The sequence below is a fragment of the Aeromonas sp. TECH754 genome (assembly GCF_056279295.1).
This window is the reverse complement of sequence record NZ_JBWBRA010000001.1, coordinates 2884288-2900459: the sequence shown is the minus strand read 5'-3', so window position 1 is coordinate 2900459 and position 16172 is coordinate 2884288. Positions and strand designations below refer to the sequence as shown.

General features: G+C 62.6%; 16 protein-coding genes. 12 read left to right on the top strand and 4 right to left on the bottom strand.

Features of this window, described 5'->3' with window-relative positions:
• Positions 1–64: 64 nt before the first annotated feature.
• The 5 genes from ACZ9IL_RS13035 to ACZ9IL_RS13015 all read left to right on the top strand — a co-directional run bounded on the left by ACZ9IL_RS13035 (position 65) and on the right by ACZ9IL_RS13015 (position 4402).
• A complete protein-coding gene (locus ACZ9IL_RS13035) occupies positions 65–619 on the top strand; it encodes a DUF3261 domain-containing protein (protein ID WP_476003891.1) in 555 nt (184 codons plus the stop codon).
• Entirely contained in the window at positions 616–1866 is a 1251-nt protein-coding gene (locus ACZ9IL_RS13030; RefSeq protein WP_476003890.1) for a beta-ketoacyl-[acyl-carrier-protein] synthase family protein, read from the top strand. Before ACZ9IL_RS13035 ends, ACZ9IL_RS13030 begins: the two co-directional genes overlap by 4 nt.
• Positions 1856–2314, top strand: a complete 459-nt coding sequence (locus ACZ9IL_RS13025) for a hotdog family protein (protein WP_476003889.1) — start codon at positions 1856–1858, stop codon at positions 2312–2314. The genes ACZ9IL_RS13030 and ACZ9IL_RS13025 overlap by 11 nt, the downstream gene beginning before the upstream one ends.
• A gap of 80 nt (positions 2315–2394) precedes the next feature.
• Positions 2395–3120, top strand: a complete 726-nt coding sequence (locus ACZ9IL_RS13020; RefSeq protein WP_476003888.1) for a 3-ketoacyl-ACP reductase FabG2 — start codon at positions 2395–2397, stop codon at positions 3118–3120.
• 55 nt (positions 3121–3175) lie between these two features.
• Positions 3176–4402, top strand: a complete 1227-nt coding sequence (locus ACZ9IL_RS13015; RefSeq protein WP_476003887.1) for a beta-ketoacyl-ACP synthase — start codon at positions 3176–3178, stop codon at positions 4400–4402.
• Positions 4403–4471: 69 nt separating this feature from the next.
• Here ACZ9IL_RS13015 and mog read toward each other — a convergent pair whose 3' ends face one another.
• On the bottom strand, positions 4472–5002 hold the full coding sequence (gene mog / locus ACZ9IL_RS13010; RefSeq protein WP_476003886.1) for a molybdopterin adenylyltransferase: 531 nt from the start codon (positions 5000–5002) through the stop codon (positions 4472–4474).
• 400 nt (positions 5003–5402) lie between these two features.
• Here mog and ACZ9IL_RS13005 point away from each other — a divergent pair, with 400 nt between their 5' ends.
• The 7 genes from ACZ9IL_RS13005 to proX all read left to right on the top strand — a co-directional run bounded on the left by ACZ9IL_RS13005 (position 5403) and on the right by proX (position 11624).
• Positions 5403–5741, top strand: a complete 339-nt coding sequence (locus tag ACZ9IL_RS13005; RefSeq protein WP_476003885.1) for a DUF3135 domain-containing protein — start codon at positions 5403–5405, stop codon at positions 5739–5741.
• 212 nt (positions 5742–5953) lie between these two features.
• On the top strand, positions 5954–6754 hold the full coding sequence (locus tag ACZ9IL_RS13000; protein WP_476003884.1) for a threonine/serine exporter family protein: 801 nt from the start codon (positions 5954–5956) through the stop codon (positions 6752–6754).
• 58 nt (positions 6755–6812) lie between these two features.
• Complete coding sequence (locus ACZ9IL_RS12995) at positions 6813–7280, top strand: threonine/serine exporter family protein (protein WP_476003883.1); 468 nt, start codon at positions 6813–6815, stop codon at positions 7278–7280.
• Between the two features lie 24 nt (positions 7281–7304).
• Positions 7305–7799, top strand: coding sequence for a type 3 dihydrofolate reductase (gene folA, locus ACZ9IL_RS12990; RefSeq protein ID WP_476003882.1), 495 nt, complete (start codon positions 7305–7307; stop codon positions 7797–7799).
• Positions 7800–8263: 464 nt separating this feature from the next.
• Complete coding sequence (gene proV / locus ACZ9IL_RS12985) at positions 8264–9460, top strand: glycine betaine/L-proline ABC transporter ATP-binding protein ProV (protein ID WP_476003881.1); 1197 nt, start codon at positions 8264–8266, stop codon at positions 9458–9460.
• On the top strand, positions 9457–10641 hold the full coding sequence (gene proW, locus ACZ9IL_RS12980; RefSeq protein ID WP_476003880.1) for a glycine betaine/L-proline ABC transporter permease ProW: 1185 nt from the start codon (positions 9457–9459) through the stop codon (positions 10639–10641). The genes proV and proW overlap by 4 nt, the downstream gene beginning before the upstream one ends.
• A complete protein-coding gene (proX, locus tag ACZ9IL_RS12975; protein WP_476003879.1) occupies positions 10638–11624 on the top strand; it encodes a glycine betaine/L-proline ABC transporter substrate-binding protein ProX in 987 nt (328 codons plus the stop codon). Before proW ends, proX begins: the two co-directional genes overlap by 4 nt.
• 119 nt (positions 11625–11743) lie before the next feature.
• Here the strand turns inward: proX and ACZ9IL_RS12970 are convergent, their stop codons facing one another.
• From ACZ9IL_RS12970 to ACZ9IL_RS12960, 3 genes are read right to left on the bottom strand one after another with little or no spacing between them, the layout of a single operon-like run.
• Positions 11744–12550 carry a phosphoadenylyl-sulfate reductase gene (locus tag ACZ9IL_RS12970; protein WP_476003878.1) on the bottom strand — a complete coding sequence of 269 codons (807 nt, stop codon included), beginning with the start codon at positions 12548–12550 and terminating at the stop codon, positions 11744–11746.
• Complete coding sequence (cysI, locus tag ACZ9IL_RS12965; RefSeq protein ID WP_476003877.1) at positions 12540–14252, bottom strand: assimilatory sulfite reductase (NADPH) hemoprotein subunit; 1713 nt, start codon at positions 14250–14252, stop codon at positions 12540–12542. Before cysI ends, ACZ9IL_RS12970 begins: the two co-directional genes overlap by 11 nt.
• Positions 14252–16057, bottom strand: a complete 1806-nt coding sequence (locus tag ACZ9IL_RS12960; RefSeq protein WP_476005350.1) for an assimilatory sulfite reductase (NADPH) flavoprotein subunit — start codon at positions 16055–16057, stop codon at positions 14252–14254. The genes cysI and ACZ9IL_RS12960 overlap by 1 nt, the downstream gene beginning before the upstream one ends.
• Positions 16058–16172: the final 115 nt, after the last annotated feature.

Here is a 16172-nt window from a genome sequence, read left to right as displayed (position 1 = left end):
CTCCATGACCCTTGACTCCCTCCGCCTGTCCGCACCATCCTTGCGGCTCACATTGAGGCTGTTTGTGTTGCTGCTCGCCGGTCTGCTGAGCGCTTGCGCCAGTCAGCCCAAGCCCGACAACCGGGCTTTTTTGACCCCGGACACCAGCCTGGTGCTGCCGGCGCCCGAGCGCGGCCAACCCCTCTATCGCCAGCAATTGCTGAGCGCCACGAGCAAGGGGGGCCAGCATCAGCTGCTGACCGTGCTGGAGGCTGACGGTCATCGGCTCACTCTGGTGGGACTGACCCCGAGCGGGATCCGGCTGTTTCGCGTGAGTTATGACGGCAAGCAGATCAATACCGAGCAGCTCTCCAGTTTGCTGGGGGGGGCGGCCTTGCCCCCGGTGGCCCAGGTGCTGGCCGATGTGATGCTCAGCTACTGGCCCATTGCCGCCTGGCAGCCGCAGTTGCCCAGTGGCTGGCAGCTGACAGATGAGGGCATGGTGCGGCGCCTGAGCGATCCCGGTGGCAAGCTGGTGAGCGAGATCTTCTACCAACAGATAGCGGGGGAGCGCGAACCGGTGCGGCTGGTGCAGCACGCCTTCGATTATCAGCTGCAAATGGAAAGGCTGGCACCATGAGTCAAAATCCGAACGACATCTCGCCCGTCGCCCCCTGCTACATCCAGGATTACGGATTGATCTGCGCCCTGGGGGAGGGCAAAGCGGCGGTGAGTGCCGCCCTGTCTGCCTGGCACGAACATGGCATCAGCCCGCTCGATATGCAGCACCAGGCCCTGAGCGATGGCAGGCTCACGCCGGTCGGCCGGGTGAGGGCCGAGCTGCCCCCGGTGCCTGATGCGCTGGCGGCCTATGCGTCGCGTAACAACCGCCTGTTGCTGGCGGCCCTGAGCCAGATCCAGCCTGGGCTCGATGCACTCAAGGCGCGGCTGGGACCGGATCGCATCGCCATCGTGCTGGGTACCAGCACCTCGGGGATCGCCGAGGCCGAGGCCGCAGTCGCCGCCGATCAGGCGGGCCAGCCGCTGCCCGCCGGGTTTGATTATCGCCAGCAGGAGCTGGGCTCGCCGAGCGAGTTTCTGGCTCGCCAGCTGGCGCTGACCGGCCCGGCCTACACCCTCTCCACCGCCTGCTCATCCAGCGCCCGCGCCTTCATCAGCGGCCAACGCCTGCTGGCGGCCGGGCTGGCGGATGCCGTCATCGTCGGGGGGGCTGATAGCCTGTGCGGCCTGACCCTCAATGGCTTCGACAGTCTGGAGTCCCTGAGCCTGAGCCGTTGTCGCCCTTTCGCGGCTCAGCGCCAGGGCATCAACATCGGGGAGGGGGCCGCCCTCTTCCTGTTGAGCCGAGAGCCTGCCGCACTGGCCTTGTTTGGCGCCGGTGAGTCGTCCGATGCCTGGCACATCTCGGCGCCCCATCCGGAAGGGATAGGGGCCGAGGCCGCGATGCGCATGGCGCTGCGCCAGGGGGGCATCGAGGCCAAGGCGCTCGATTACATCAACCTGCACGGCACCGCGACCCGCCTCAATGACGAGATGGAGAGCAAGGCCCTGGCCCGCCTGTTTGGCGAGGGGGAAATGACGGCGCCCTGCAGCTCCAGCAAGATGCTGACCGGCCACTGCCTGGGGGCGGCGGGCGCCATCGAGGCGGCGCTCTGCTGTCTGCTGCTGGAGCGCGAACTGGCGTCACCTTCGCAGGGGGAGCCGCAGGATCCCGCGCTCCCTCCCATCCAACTGGTGCCGCCAGGGGTGAGCCGCCGGCCGCTCGCCCGGGTGCTGTCTAACTCTTTTGCCTTTGGCGGCAATAACGTCAGCCTGTTGCTGGGTCGCCTGCCTGCTGCGCACAAAGGAACCCTTCATGAGAAATGAGATAGCCATCGCCGACCTGTTGCCCCATCAGGCCCCCATGCTGCTGCTGGACCGGCTGCTCGCCTATCAGGGGGCGCGGGTGCGCTGCGAGACGACGGTCGGGGATCGCCACCGTCTGCTGCTCGATGAGCAGGGCAATCTGCCCGCCTGGGTCGGCCTGGAGCTGATGGCCCAGACCATAGGCGCCTGGGCGGGGATGCGGGGTCGTGAGCGGGGCGAGCCGGTGCGCATCGGCATGCTGCTAGGCAGCCGCCAATACCAGAGTCAGCGGCCCAGCTTCGCGGCCGGAGAGCGGCTCGTCATCGAGGCCGAATGCCTGCTGGAAGATGGCGGCATGGCCAGTTTCGAATGCCGGATCCTGCACGGCGAGCAGCTCTGCGCCGAGGCGCGGCTCAGCACCTATCTGCCCGGCGATGCCGAGTTGACCACCTTGCTGGCACTGCCTTAGTTCTGCTCGCAAGGCATGGCCTGAGGGGCTGCGCCGATAGATGCGAGCGGCTTATCTGATCTGTTAGAGAAGGATTGATTATGAGTTCCACCGTATTGGTGACGGGCGCCAGCAAAGGCATAGGCCGCGCCATCGCCCTGAAACTGGCCGCCGATGGCTTTCACATCGTGGTGCACTATCACGGCGACCGTGCCGGGGCCGAGCGCACCCTGGCCGAACTGACGGCGGCGGGAGGGCAGGGACGGCTGATCCAGTTCGACATCAGGGACAGGGAACAGTGCCGCAGCCGGCTCGAGTCCGACATCGAGGCCCATGGCGCCTACTATGGTGTGATCAGCAACGCCGGCGTCATCCGGGATGGCGCCTTCCCGGCCCTGACCGATGAGGATTGGGACGGCGTACTGCACACCAATCTGGATGGTTTCTACAACCTGCTCAAGCCCTGCATCATGCCGATGATAGGGCTGCGCCGGGGCGGGCGCATCGTCACCCTGTCGTCGGTGTCCGGCATCATGGGTAACCGGGGACAGGTCAATTACAGCGCCGCCAAGGCGGGTATCATAGGGGCCAGCAAGGCGCTGGCGCTGGAGCTGGCCAAGCGCAAGATCACGGTCAACTGCGTGGCGCCCGGGCTCATCGACACCGGCATGGTCAACGCCGAGGTAGAGGCCGAGGCGATGAAGATGATCCCGCTCAAACGCATGGGACAGGCCGACGAGGTGGCTGGCCTGGTCTCCTACCTGATGTCGGACATCGCCGGTTACATCACCCGCCAGGTGATCTCGATCAACGGCGGCCTGATATGAGCCGCAGCATGGGACCTACGCCGCAAGTGAAGGATAAAGAGTGGAGAGCAACAGCATGAAGCGTGTCGTCGTCACCGGCATGGCCGGGGTGACTGCCTTTGGTAACGATTGGCAGAGCGTGGGGCCGCGCCTCAAGGCCGAGGGCAATGCCGTGCGCCAGATGCCGGAGTGGGCCGTCTATGACGGGTTAAATACTCAGCTGGCGGCCCCCATCATGGACTTCGTGCTGCCAAGTCACTATCCGCGCAAGAAGATCCGGGCCATGGGGCGGGTCTCGCAACTCGCGACCGTGGCGACCGAACTGGCCCTGATGCGTGCCGGCTTGCTGGATCATCCGGTATTGACCGGCGGGCGCACCGGCATCGCCTATGGCTCCTCCATCGGCAGCACGGCCCCCATCGGCGCCTTCGGCGCCATGCTTAACGACAAGAGCACTGCCAGCATCACGGCCACCACCTATGTGCAGATGATGCCGCACACGGCGGCGGTCAACACCGGGCTCTTCTTCGGCCTGCGCGGCCGTGTCATCCCCACCTCGAGCGCCTGTACCTCGGGCAGCCAGGGCATCGGCTACGCCTACGAGGCTATCAAGCATGGCTATCAGGATCTGATGGTGGCGGGGGGCGCCGAGGAGCTCTGCCCCTCCGAGGCTGCGGTGTTCGATACCCTGTTCGCGACCAGCCTCATGAATGACAGCCCGGCGCTCACCCCCAGGCCCTTCGATCGGAGCCGCGATGGGCTGGTGATCGGCGAGGGGGCGGGCACGCTGATCCTGGAGGAACTGGAGCATGCCCGCGCGCGCGGCGCGCACATCTTCGCCGAGCTGGTGGGCTTTGCCACCAATTGTGATGCGGCCCACGTCACCCAGCCTCAGCAGGAGACGATGCAGCACTGCATGGCACTGGCGCTGGCCGATGCCGGCTTGCAGGCCGAGGAGATTGGCTACATCAGCGCCCATGGCACCGCCACCGAGCGGGGCGACATTGCCGAAAGCCATGCCACCTCGGCACTGTTTGGCGACAAGACCCCCATCTCTTCCCTCAAGAGCTATTTTGGTCACACCCTGGGCGCCTGCGGTGCCATCGAGGCCTGGTTATCCCTCGAGATGATGGCCGAGGGCTGGTTTGCCCCCACCCTCAACCTGAGCGAGCCGGATCCCGCCTGCGCCGTGCTGGATCATATCCGCAGCGGCGGCCGAGCGCTGGCGGTGGAGTACCTGATGTCCAACAACTTTGCGTTTGGCGGCATCAATACCTCCCTCATCTTCAAGCGCTGGCCCTGACCGCGTGGGTTGCCGCTGACAAATAAACAAGGCGCCTGCGGGCGCCTTGTTTATTGTCGATGAACAGGCTTATTTCTTGGGACGAAATGGCTTGATGACACTCTCGTCGCACGCGAGATAGGGGCCGTCCATCAGGTCGATGCAATAAGGGATGGCGGGGAAGACGGCGTCCAGGCACTCGCGAATGGACTTGGGTTTACCCGGCAGGTTGACGATGAGTGAACTGCCGCGCAGGCCGGCGGTCTGGCGCGACAGGATGGCGGTGGGCACGAACTTGAGGGATTCCGCCCGCATCAGTTCGCCAAAGCCCGGCATCATGCGATCGCAGACTGCCTCGGTGGCCTCCGGTGTCACATCTCGCTTGGCCGGGCCGGTGCCACCCGTGGTGACGATGAGGCTGCAACCCTCCTCGTCGGCCAGCTGGATCAGGGTTCCTTCGATCTGCGCCTGTTCATCCGGAATGAGCCGGTAGACGGGCTCCCACTCCGAGGTCAGGTAGGCGTTCAGGGTGTCGATGATGGCCTTGCCGGACAGATCTTCATAGATGCCTGCACTGGCGCGATCGCTGACGGTGACAATGCCGATTCTTGCCTTGCTCATGCTGTGCTCGTTGTCGCTCGGGAAAGTGGTAAATAAAATAACATAATCAGTGAGATATGTTAAACGACCGGGAGCCGTTGCGGGGGGCAGGGCAATCTGATTCGAACGAACACAATGGGGCTCTTGTCGATGATTTGGGCATAAGGAGCAGAATATCAGTCAATAAAATTTATAAAAAAAACGACGCTGGCATTGTGTTGATAATCATATGATCCATAAAGAATAAGTCTTTTATTTCTTCGCTGTGCCTCCGTATTTTCGCAAAACCGGACTCCTGTGACGCGGTACAGCATGAACCAGATCCGCCGCCATCTTATATAACCTTCCTTACGGACGGTGAAATTATGTGCTGAACGTAGTCATGAAGTATCACACATGAGGCCTCTGGCCAGGAGGGCATATGGAGTTGCCTGATTTCGATACCCTGAAACATTGGGCCCTCGCCGAACCGGATCGGCTCGATGAATTGCTGCACCAGCAAATCGATGCCCTGATCGAGCAGGTGGGGCCTGATCGGCAACGGCGCCTGCGGGGGCTGCAATTTCGCATCGACTGTCAGCGCCGGCTGGCCAAGAACAATCTGGACAGTTGCATCCGGATCGCCAACATGATGCACGAGTCCTTCTTTGTCATGCGCAGTCAAATCAATCATCTTGGTGACGAGCCGCCCTTGGGGGGAGGTAATATGTCGTTGAGTAGCAATATTGTTCGGCTCTCCGATCACCGCAGAGATAAATAATTTATTGATATTTGCTCGTTATTTTCAGCGTTTTTTCAGAACTGGCCACCTCGTTGTTAACCAATGTGGTGGCTTGTTTTTTATTTGCTGAAAATACGCTGCTCTGGCTGGATTAATAATGGTTTTAATGGATGCTGTCGCTATTCCAGATGAAGGGAGTTAATGGTTGGGGTAATATACCGATACCTTTTATTTTACTACGACTCAAAGGAATGATGAGAAGTATCACACCAAGAAGGGTGCTGTCGCAGGAGCAACAGACAGAGATCACCCGGATCATCGTCAAGGTTGGCCAGTTGTTGGCCCAATATGGTGCCGAGGCACGCATCATAGAGCAGACCACGGTCAGGCTAGGTCTGGCATTGGGGCTGGAGAGCGTCGAGATGGCGCTTTCCTCCAGTGCCATAGTGCTGACCAGCCTCTATCAGGGGCATTGCGTCACCACCACCCGCCGGATACGGGATCAAGGCATCAACATGCAGGTAGTGTGCGAGGTCCAGCGCCTCTGCATCCTGGCAGAGAAGGAACTGGTCGGTGCGCGCGAGGTACGCCAGCGGCTCGATGCCATAGTGCCCTTCCACTATCATCCCTGGCTGGTGGTGCCCATGGTGGGGTTCTCCTGCGGCGCCTTCAGCCTGCTGTTTGGCGGCGACTGGCCGGTCTTCCTGGTGACTTTCGTTGCCTCCGCGGTGGCGATGCGGGTACGCCAGCTGATGGCGCGCCATCATCACAGCCCGCTCATCAACTTCGCCGCGACCGGTTTCATCGCCACTTTGCTCTCCTCCAGTGCCACCTTCTTCGGCTGGGGAGCTCAGCCCTACCTCGCCATGGCGGCCAGCGTGCTGCTGCTGGTGCCGGGCTTCCCGCTGATCAACGCGGTCTCCGACATGGTGAAGGGCTATTTCAACATGGGACTGGCCCGCTGGGGCACGGCGACCCTGCTCACCATCAGCGCCGCTATCGGCATCATTCTGGCCATGTCGGTTACCGGGATCTGGGGGTGGAAGGTATGACGACTTTGCAAAAGGCGCCGAGTACCATGCCGGCGATGTCGGTCAGGGGAGAAAAGGCATGATGGATCTGCTCTGGCTGCTGGCCAAGGATGCGTTCTGGTCGGCCATTCCGGCGGTGGGCTTTGCCATGTTGTTCAACGTGCCGCCGCGGATGCTGAAGTATTGCGCCATGGGCGGCGCCCTGGCCCACAGCCTGCGGACCCTGCTCATTCACTACGGCATGCCCATCGAGTGGGCCACCCTGGCGGCGGCGACCACGGTCGGTTTTGTCTGCGTCTATTGGTCACGCCGGCTGCTGGCGCCGCGCCCGGTGTTCAGCGTCGCCTCCATCATTCCGATGATCCCGGGCAGCTACGCGTTCAAGGCGATGATCGCGGTGGTGGAGCTCAACATCTCGGGTGTGACCATGGCGCTTATCCAGAGCGCGGTGGAGAACGGCCTCAAGGCGCTGTTTATCGTGGGAGCGCTCAGTTTCGGTTTGGCTATCCCCTCTCTGGTCGTGTACCGTAACCGGCCCATTGTCTGAGGTAGGGAACAAGAGGCTTATCCCATGAAAATTTCCATGATTGCCGCCATGGCCCAGGATCGCGTGATAGGCAAAGACAACCAGATGCCCTGGCATCTGCCCGCGGATCTGGCCCACTTCAAACGGGTGACCCTCGGCAAGCCGGTGCTGATGGGGCGCAAGACCTTCGAATCCATCGGTCGGCCGTTGCCCGGGCGCCGCAATCTGGTGATCAGCCGCAATCCTGACTATCGGGTGGACGGGGTGGAGGTGATCGATTCGGTCGAGACCGCGTTGGCGCTATTGGCGGAGGCTGAAGGGGTGGATGAGCTGATGGTCATCGGGGGCGGTCATCTCTATACCCAGTTGCTGCCGCGGGCGGATCGCCTCTATCTGACCCGAATCGATCTGGCGGTGGCAGGGGATACCCGCTTCCCTCTCTTCGACGAGGGACAGTGGCAGCGCATCGAGAGCGAATCCCATCCGGCCGACGAGAAGAACCCCCATCCCTATTGTTTCGAGACCTGGCAGCGCCGCTAGCCGCATCGAAGCCGACGAGCCCCTCCCATGACGAGGGGCTTTTTTTGCTCGGCTCCCGAATGATGAGGAGTCGTCCTGACTTCGCCCCAGCCCTTCTTGGCTCTCATCTTTGCAGCGCCTAAAATGGTTAGCTGTGTAACTATTTTTTTGAGTGTGCAGACACCGGATACCTTGGTGCATCCTGCCGTCATTTTCCGAACTCTCCCTTCCTATATTCCTTTCATTTTCATGGCTAATTAATTGAATTTACAATCGATAAGTCGGCCCTATATGGTCAATTTCAGTGTTTTGTTGAATTTTTTGCCTAAAAAATAGCCCTTAAAAATCAATGAATTATGGCGTGTTGGTTTTAGTGAGACTCTTGTGGTTCTTTTATTTTGTTTTGAAATTACTTAGTGTTGAAAGTAATTGGTTCGCGTTCGACGATTTGCCAGGCAAGCCGTCGGCCATGAAAAAAGGACAATATGACAGTCAAACTCGAAGTCAAATCACTCTATAAAATCTTCGGAGAGCAGCCGGAAAAGGCGCTCAAGCTGCTGGCGAAAGGGCATGATCGCGCCAGCATTCTGCAGAAGACCGGACAGACTCTGGGCGTGCAGGACGTCAACCTCGCCATCCACGAGGGCGAGATCTTCGTGGTGATGGGCCTGTCCGGCTCGGGCAAATCCACTCTGGTGCGGCTCTTCAACCGCCTGATCGAGCCGACCCGTGGTCAGGTGCTGATCGACGGTGAGGACATCGCCGCCATCTCGGACAGCGAGCTGCGCCAGGTGCGGCGCAAGAAGATCAGCATGGTGTTTCAGTCCTTCGCCCTGATGCCTCACCTGAGCGTGCTGGAAAATACCGCCTTCGGCTTGGAGCTGGCCGGGGTACCGCTGGCGGAGCGTCAGCAGAGTGCCCGTCAGGCTTTGCATCAGGTGGGTCTGGGTCAGTGGATTGACGCCTTCCCCGATGCCCTCTCCGGCGGCATGAAACAGCGGGTCGGCCTGGCCCGAGCGCTGGCCAATGACCCGGATATCCTGCTAATGGATGAGGCATTCTCCGCGCTTGACCCGCTTATTCGCACGGAAATGCAGGATGAACTGCTAAAGCTGCAGGCCAGTCAGCAACGAACCATCGTCTTCATCTCCCACGATCTGGACGAGGCGATGCGCATCGGCGATCGCATCGCCATCATGCAGGACGGCCAGGTGGTGCAGGTCGGCACCCCGGACGAGATCCTGAACCAACCCGCCAACGACTATGTGCGTGCCTTCTTTCGCGGGGTGGATCTCGCCAATGTGTTCAGTGCCCGCGATGTGGCCAGCCGCAAGCAGACACCGCTCATCAAGAAACACACCACCGACGGGCCGGGCAATGCCCTGCGTCAGCTCAAGGAGCTGGAGCGGGAATACGGCTACGTGGTGGATCGCAGCCGCCGCTTCATCGGGGTTGTCTCGGTCGAATCGCTGGGGCTGGCGGTACGCGACAAAGGCAGCCTGGAGCAGGCGCTGTTGGCCGATATCCAGCCCATCCTGGCCGACACCGCTCTCAACGAACTCATCAGCCAGGTGGCCGCCGCCCCTTGCCAGGTGCCCGTGGTCGAGCAAGATGGCACCTACCTTGGGCTCATCTCCAAGGGCAATCTGCTGAACACCCTGGACAGGAGTACCCCGGTATGAATCTCAACCCCCCTCATCGCCTGCTGACCGGCTTGCTGGCGCTGCTGTTGTTGGCGAGTGCGCCTGCCTGGGCCGACGAGACGGAGGCCGATCCCTGGGGCGCGGCCGCGACCGAGGTCGCCGGCGATAGCCAAGGCAGCACGGCGGCCGAGGCCGCGAATGATCCCTGGGGCAGCACGGCGACCGAGAGCGCAGACTGGCAGAACCAGATCGCGGCGGCGGATAGCGGAGCGACCATCGACTGGCTGGATCCCTTCTCGCAGGCGCTGGTACCGCTGGATGTCTGGGTCGAGGGCGGCATCGGCTGGCTGGTCGAGAACCTGCGGCCGGTGTTCCAGCTGATCCGGGCGCCGGTGGAGCTGGCCCTGGGCGGCATGACCCAGTTGCTGCAGGCGGTGCCGTCTGCCCTGATGATCGGCCTGCTGACGCTGGTTGCCTGGCAACTGGTCAACGGCCGGATGGCGCTCGGTACCCTGGTCTCCCTCATCGGGATCGGCCTCATCGGTGCCTGGTCCGATGCCATGGTGACCCTGTCGCTGGTGCTGACCTCGCTGTTCTTCTGCATCCTGATAGGCTTGCCGGTCGGCATACTGCTGGCCCGCAGCGAACGGCTGTCGAGCTGGACCCGGCCCCTGCTGGATGCCATGCAAACCACTCCGGCCTTCGTCTACCTCATCCCCATCGTCATGCTGTTCGGTATCGGCAACGTACCCGGGGTGGTGGTGACCGTCATCTTCGCCCTGCCGCCGATGATCCGCCTGACCATGCTGGGGATCCGCCAGGTGCCCACGGATCTGGTGGAGGCGGCCCATTCATTCGGTGCCAGCCCGTCCCAGCTGCTGTTCAAGGTGCAGCTGCCGCTCGCCATGCCCACCATCATGGCCGGGGTCAACCAGACCCTGATGCTGGCGCTCTCCATGGTGGTGATCGCCTCCATGATCGCGGTCGGCGGCCTGGGGCAGATGGTGCTGCGCGGCATAGGCCGACTCGACATGGGGCTCGCCTCCATCGGCGGCCTCGGCATAGTGCTGCTGGCCATAGTACTGGATCGCCTGACCCAGGCGATGGGGCAACCGGATCGCCGCCGCACCGGCCGCTGGTATCAGCGCGGACCCCTGGCCCTGCTGCTGCGACTGGGCGGTCGCGGCAAATCCATTCATTGCAAAGGAGCAACTTCATGAAAGCCATCATCACCAGCCTGACCCTGGGATCCCTGCTACTGAGCCCGATTGCCGTGGCCAGCACCGAACTGCCGGGGGAGGGCATCAAGGTACAACCCCTGCAGAGTTCGCTGCCGGAGGAGGCCTTCCAGAGCCTGCTGGTCAGCAAGCTGATGACGCGGCTGGGCTACGAGGTGCAACCGGCGCAGGAGGTGGATTACAACGTGGCCTATGCCTCGGTGGCACAGGGTGATGGCACCTTCCTGGCCTTTAACTGGATCCCGCTGCAGGACGACAAGTACGAACAGGCGGGAGGAGACAAGGTGTTCTTCCGTCAGGGGACCTATGTGGCCGGCGCGGCCCAGGGCTATCTCATCGACAAGCAGACGGCCACTCAATACGGCATCACCAACCTCGGCCAGCTGAAGGATCCCAAGCTGGCGGCGCTGTTTGACGGCGATGGGGATGGCAAGGCCGATCTGGTCGGCTGCAACCCGGGTTGGGGTTGCGAGGGGGCGATCAACCGCCATCTCGACGAGTTCGGACTGACCCCGACCATCACCCACAAGCAGGGCAACTACGCGGCCCTGATCGCCGATACCCTGGCCCGTTACCAGAGCGGCAAACCGGTGCTCTATTACACCTGGACCCCTTACTGGCTGAGCAGCGAGCTGGTGCCGGGGCGGGACGTGGTGTGGCTGGAGGTGCCCGCCGATGCCCCTGATGCGGACAAGACCCGGCTGCCGAACGGCAAGAATTACGGCTTTGCGGTCAACACCATGCACATAGTCGCGAACAAGGTGTTCACCGACGCGAACCCCGCGGCGGCCAGGCTGTTCAGCATCGTCAAGCTGCCGCTCAACGACATCAACATCCAGAACGGCTTGATGAACAAGGGGCAGAACAAACCGGCGGACGTGGAGCGCCATGCGGATGCCTGGCTCAAGGGGCATGAGGCTCTGGTCGACGGCTGGCTGGCCGAGGCCCGCGCCGCCGCGCAGTGAGCGACCAGGCGGCCGTGCCATCCCTGCGCATGCTGACCCGCTGAACCTCAACCATAAAAAAACGCCCGGCAACTGCCGGGCGTTTTTTTATTCTAGGGGCCGCGCGATGGCGGGCGACATCAGTTGCCTGAATTACCCTGATCGCCGCTCTCTTCATGCAGGCCGCATTCGCGCTTGAGGCCGAAGAAGCGGGTCTGTTCCTCGCTCATGCCCGGTTCCCACTTGGCGGTGGTGTGGACGTCGCCGACCGAGAGATAGCCCTGCTCCCACAGCGGGTGGTAGGGCAGATCGAACTCTTTCAGGTAGTAGTGCACGTCCTTGTTGCTCCAGTCGATGACCGGCAGGAACTTGAAGCGGCCGCGGGCGATGGCCAGCACCGGCAGCTGACCCCGGCTGCCGGACTGCTCCCGGCGCAGGCCCGAGAACCAGGTCTGGGCGCCAAGCTCCCGCAGCGCCCTGTCCATCGGCTCCACCTTGTTGAGCTGGTTGTAGCGGCTGATCCCCTCTACCCCTTGCTCCCACAGCTTGCCGAAGCGCGCCTCCTGCCAGGCGGGGGAGAGGGCGGCGCCGTATACCTTCAGATTCAACGCGAGTCGTTCGGTCAGCTCGTCGATGAAGCGATAGGTCTCGGGGAACAGATAACCGGTATCGGTCAGCACCACCGGCACATCGCTTCGCTCCCGGCTCACCAGGTGCAGCATCAGCGCAGCCTGGATGCCGAAGCTGGACGACAGCATGTGCTCTCCCGGCAGGTTTGCCAGTGCCCAGCGCACTCGCTCGGGGGCGCTCATGGCGTCCAGCTTGCGGTTGAGGGGGGCCAGCGCCTCGGTCTGCTGCTCCCGGCCGAGGGCCAGCAGCGCCTGCAGATCGAGCCGCCCGTCGGCGGTCAGCCCAAGGGCCCCGCCATCGGTCAGATCAAGCGGCATAGAAGTCCCTCGCGGAGTCGACGACCGGGGCCACGATACCGGCGCGGATCACGAAGTCACCGAAGCACTCGGCCCCGTTGCGCTCCTTGGCCCAGCGGCCGATAAGGCTGTCGAGCTCGGCTAGGATCTGCGGCTCGGTGATGTTCTCCTGATGCAGGCGCGGGATGCGGGTCCCCTCCAGATTGCCCCCCAGGTGCAGGTTGTAGCGGCCGGGTGCCTTGCCCACCAGACCTACCTCTGCCAGCATGGCGCGGCCGCAGCCGTTCGGGCAGCCGGTGACCCGGAAGATGATGGCGTCCTGTGCCAGGGCGTGTTTGGCCAGCAAGCCCTCGATGTCGGTGACGAAGGCCGGCAGCATACGCTCGGCTTCGGCCATCGCCAGCGGGCAGGTGGGCAGGGCCACGCAGGCCATGGATTGCTTGCGCTGCTCGCTCACGCCGTCATCCAGCAGGCCGTATTGGCGGGCGAGCTTCTCGATGCGTGCCTTCTCCTTGGCGGGGACGCCGGCGATGATCAGGTTCTGGTTGGCGGTCAGGCGGAAGTCCCCCTGATGCACGCGGGCGATCTCCAGCATGCCGGTCTTGAGCGGCTTATCCGGGAAGTCCAGCAGGCGGCCGTTCTCGATGAACAGGGTCAGGTGGTGCTTGCCATCAATGCCTTCCACCCAACCGAAGCGATCCCCACGGCTGGTGAACTCATAGGGGCGAACCGGACCGAACGGGATGCCGGCGCGGCTCTCCACCTCGGCCTTGAACGCCTCGACTCCCACTCGTTCGAGGGTGTACTTGGTCTTGGCGTTCTTGCGGCTGACCCGGTTGCCCCAGTCGCGCTGGGTGCTGACCACGGCGGCCGCCACCTCCAGCACGTGGGAGAGCGGGATGAAACCGAAATCGCTCGCCTTGCGCGGGTAGGTGCTGGTGTCGCCGTGGGTCATGGCAAGGCCGCCGCCCACCAGCACGTTGAAGCCCACCAGCTTGCCGCCATCGGCGATGGCCACGAAGTTCAGATCGTTGGCGTGGATGTCCACGTCGTTGTGGGGCGGGATCACGACAGTTGTCTTGAACTTGCGCGGCAGGTAGTTGGAGCCGAGGATGGGCTCCTCGTCCCCCCCGAGCTTCTCACCGTCCAGCCAGATCTCCACATAGGCGCGGGTCTTGGGCAGCAGGTGCTCGGAGATCTTCTTGGCCCACTCGTAGGCCTCCTGATGCAGCTCGGACTCCACCGGGTTGCTGGTACAGAGCACGTTGCGGTTCACGTCGCCGGCGGTGGCGATGGAGTCGATGCCGGTGCTGTTGAGGGTCTGGTGCATCAGCTTGATGTCGCGCTTCAAGACGCCGTGGAACTGGAAGGTCTGGCGAGTGGTGAGGCGGATGCTGCCGTACAGGCTGTGCTCCTCGGCGAACTTGTCGATCACCTGCCACTGGGCCGGGCTGATGATGCCGCCCGGCAGGCGGGCCCGCAGCATGACGTTGTGCAGCGGCTCCAGCTTCTGGGCGGCGCGCTCGGCGCGGATGTCTCTGTCATCCTGCTGATACATGCCGTGGAAGCGGATCAGTTGGAAGTTGTCACCGTTGAAGCCGCCGGTGAGGGGATCCTGCAGATCCTGGGCTATGGTGCCGCGCAGGAAGTGGCTCTCGCGCTTGAGGCGCTCGTTGTCGGCCAACGGTCCTTCAACCGGTCCCGGAATAAGTTGCTTGCTCATCAATAGACATCCCTTTGATAACGTTTGGCACGACGCAATTCGCTCAAATACTCTTCTGCTTCTTCACGGCTCTTGTGGCCATGCTCGGCAATCACATCCAGCAGGGCTTGCTGCACATCCTTGGCCATGTGGTTGGCGTCGCCGCACACATAGAAGTGGGCGCCGGCCTCCAGCCACTGGTAAAGCTCGAGGCCCGCCTCGCGCAGTCTGTCCTGCACGTAGATCTTGTGGCCCTGATCCCGGCTGAATGCCAGGGAAATTTTCGACAGCAGGCCGGATTTTACATAACGCTGCCATTCCACCTGATAGAGGAAGTCCTGAGTGGCGTGCGGATTGCCAAAGAACAGCCAGTTCTTGCCCTCGGCTCCCTGTGCCTCGCGCTCCTGCATGAAGGCGCGGAACGGCGCTATGCCGGTGCCGGGGCCCATCATGATGACGGGGGTATCGGGATTCGCCGGCAGGCGGAAGTTGTCGTTGTGCTCGACGAATACCCGCACCTCGGCCTCTTCGGGCAAGCGATCCGCCAGATAGGAGGAGGCACCGCCCGAGCGCAGGGCGCCGTCTGCTTGCGGATAACGCACCACCCCGACCGTGAGGTGAACCTCTTCCTCAACCTCGCTCTGGGCGGAGGCGATGGAGTAGAGGCGCGGGGTCAGCGGACGCAGCAGGCTGACCAGCTGGTCGGCACCGAGCTTGGCCGGGAAGCGTTTCAACACATCCACCACCTGGGCGGAGGCGACCAGAGCGTTGACCTGGGCCTTGTCCCCGGCCAGATCCTTCAGGGCCGCGTTGCCAGACAAGTCAGCGAGCCCGGTGATAAAGCCGCCGTGCAGCCGGGTCAGCTCGAAGTGACGGGTCAGAGCGGCGCGCAGGGGGCCCTTGGCGGTGGCTTCATCGCCACTCAGGCCGGTCAGAGCCAGCACCTCGCCCACCAGGCTGGCGTCGTTGTCGAACCAGATACCGAGGGCGTCGCCGGGCTGATAAGTGATGCCCGAATCTTCCAGGCTGATCTCGATATGGCGGATGTCCTTGGTGGAGTCGCGGCCGGTGATCTTCTGATTGACCGACAAGCGGGCCGGGAAGGGATTCTCCTTGTGATACTGGCTGTGGCCGACCGCAGTTTGCACGGCGCCAGCCAGGCTGGTTGCCGCACCGGTAGCACCGCTAGCTGACAGCGTGGTGGCGATGGCTTTCACTGCCTGCTCGCCCCAGATCTTGGCGGCCTCCTGATAGTCCACGTCCAGGCTCGCGAGCTCATAAATACGTTCGGCCCCTGCTTTGGCGAGGAAGCCGTCGAAGTCCTTGCCGGTCTGGCAGAAGAATTCATAGGAGCTGTCGCCCAGGCCCAGTACCGCGAATTTGAGGCCCTCGAGTTTGCCTATCTTGCCCTTCTTGAGCTGCTCGAACAGATCGACCGCGCTCTCCGGCGGCTCGCCCTCCCCGTAAGTGCTCACTACCACCAGCAGGTGGCTCTCTTTCTTGAGCTGCTTGGGTTTGTAATCGGCCATGGAGACCAGGGTCACGGGCAGGCCAAGGGCTTGCGCCTGCTGCTGGATGGTGGCAGCCGCGCCCTTGGCGTTGCCGGTCTGGGAGCCGTAGATGATGGTCAGGCTGCCGGCGGGTGCCGCGCCTGCGGTGGCTACCGGCTGGCCGGCAACCTGGCCAGTGGACTGGGAGAGGCCGTAGAGATAACCGCTCACCCAGGCCAGTTGCTGGGTGTTGAGGGTCGAGAGGACATGGTTCAGTTGGCGCTGCTGCTCATCGGAGAGCGGGCTCAGGTTGGGTAAAGGGGCTGTCAATTGCATCACACAGGTCTTCCATGGTCTGATTTTTAGTCAGGGTAAGGGGCCTGATGAATGACAACAAAGAATATAAACTTATTCTTTATGCTATTTATGAATTTAGAAAGTCATCAGCCTG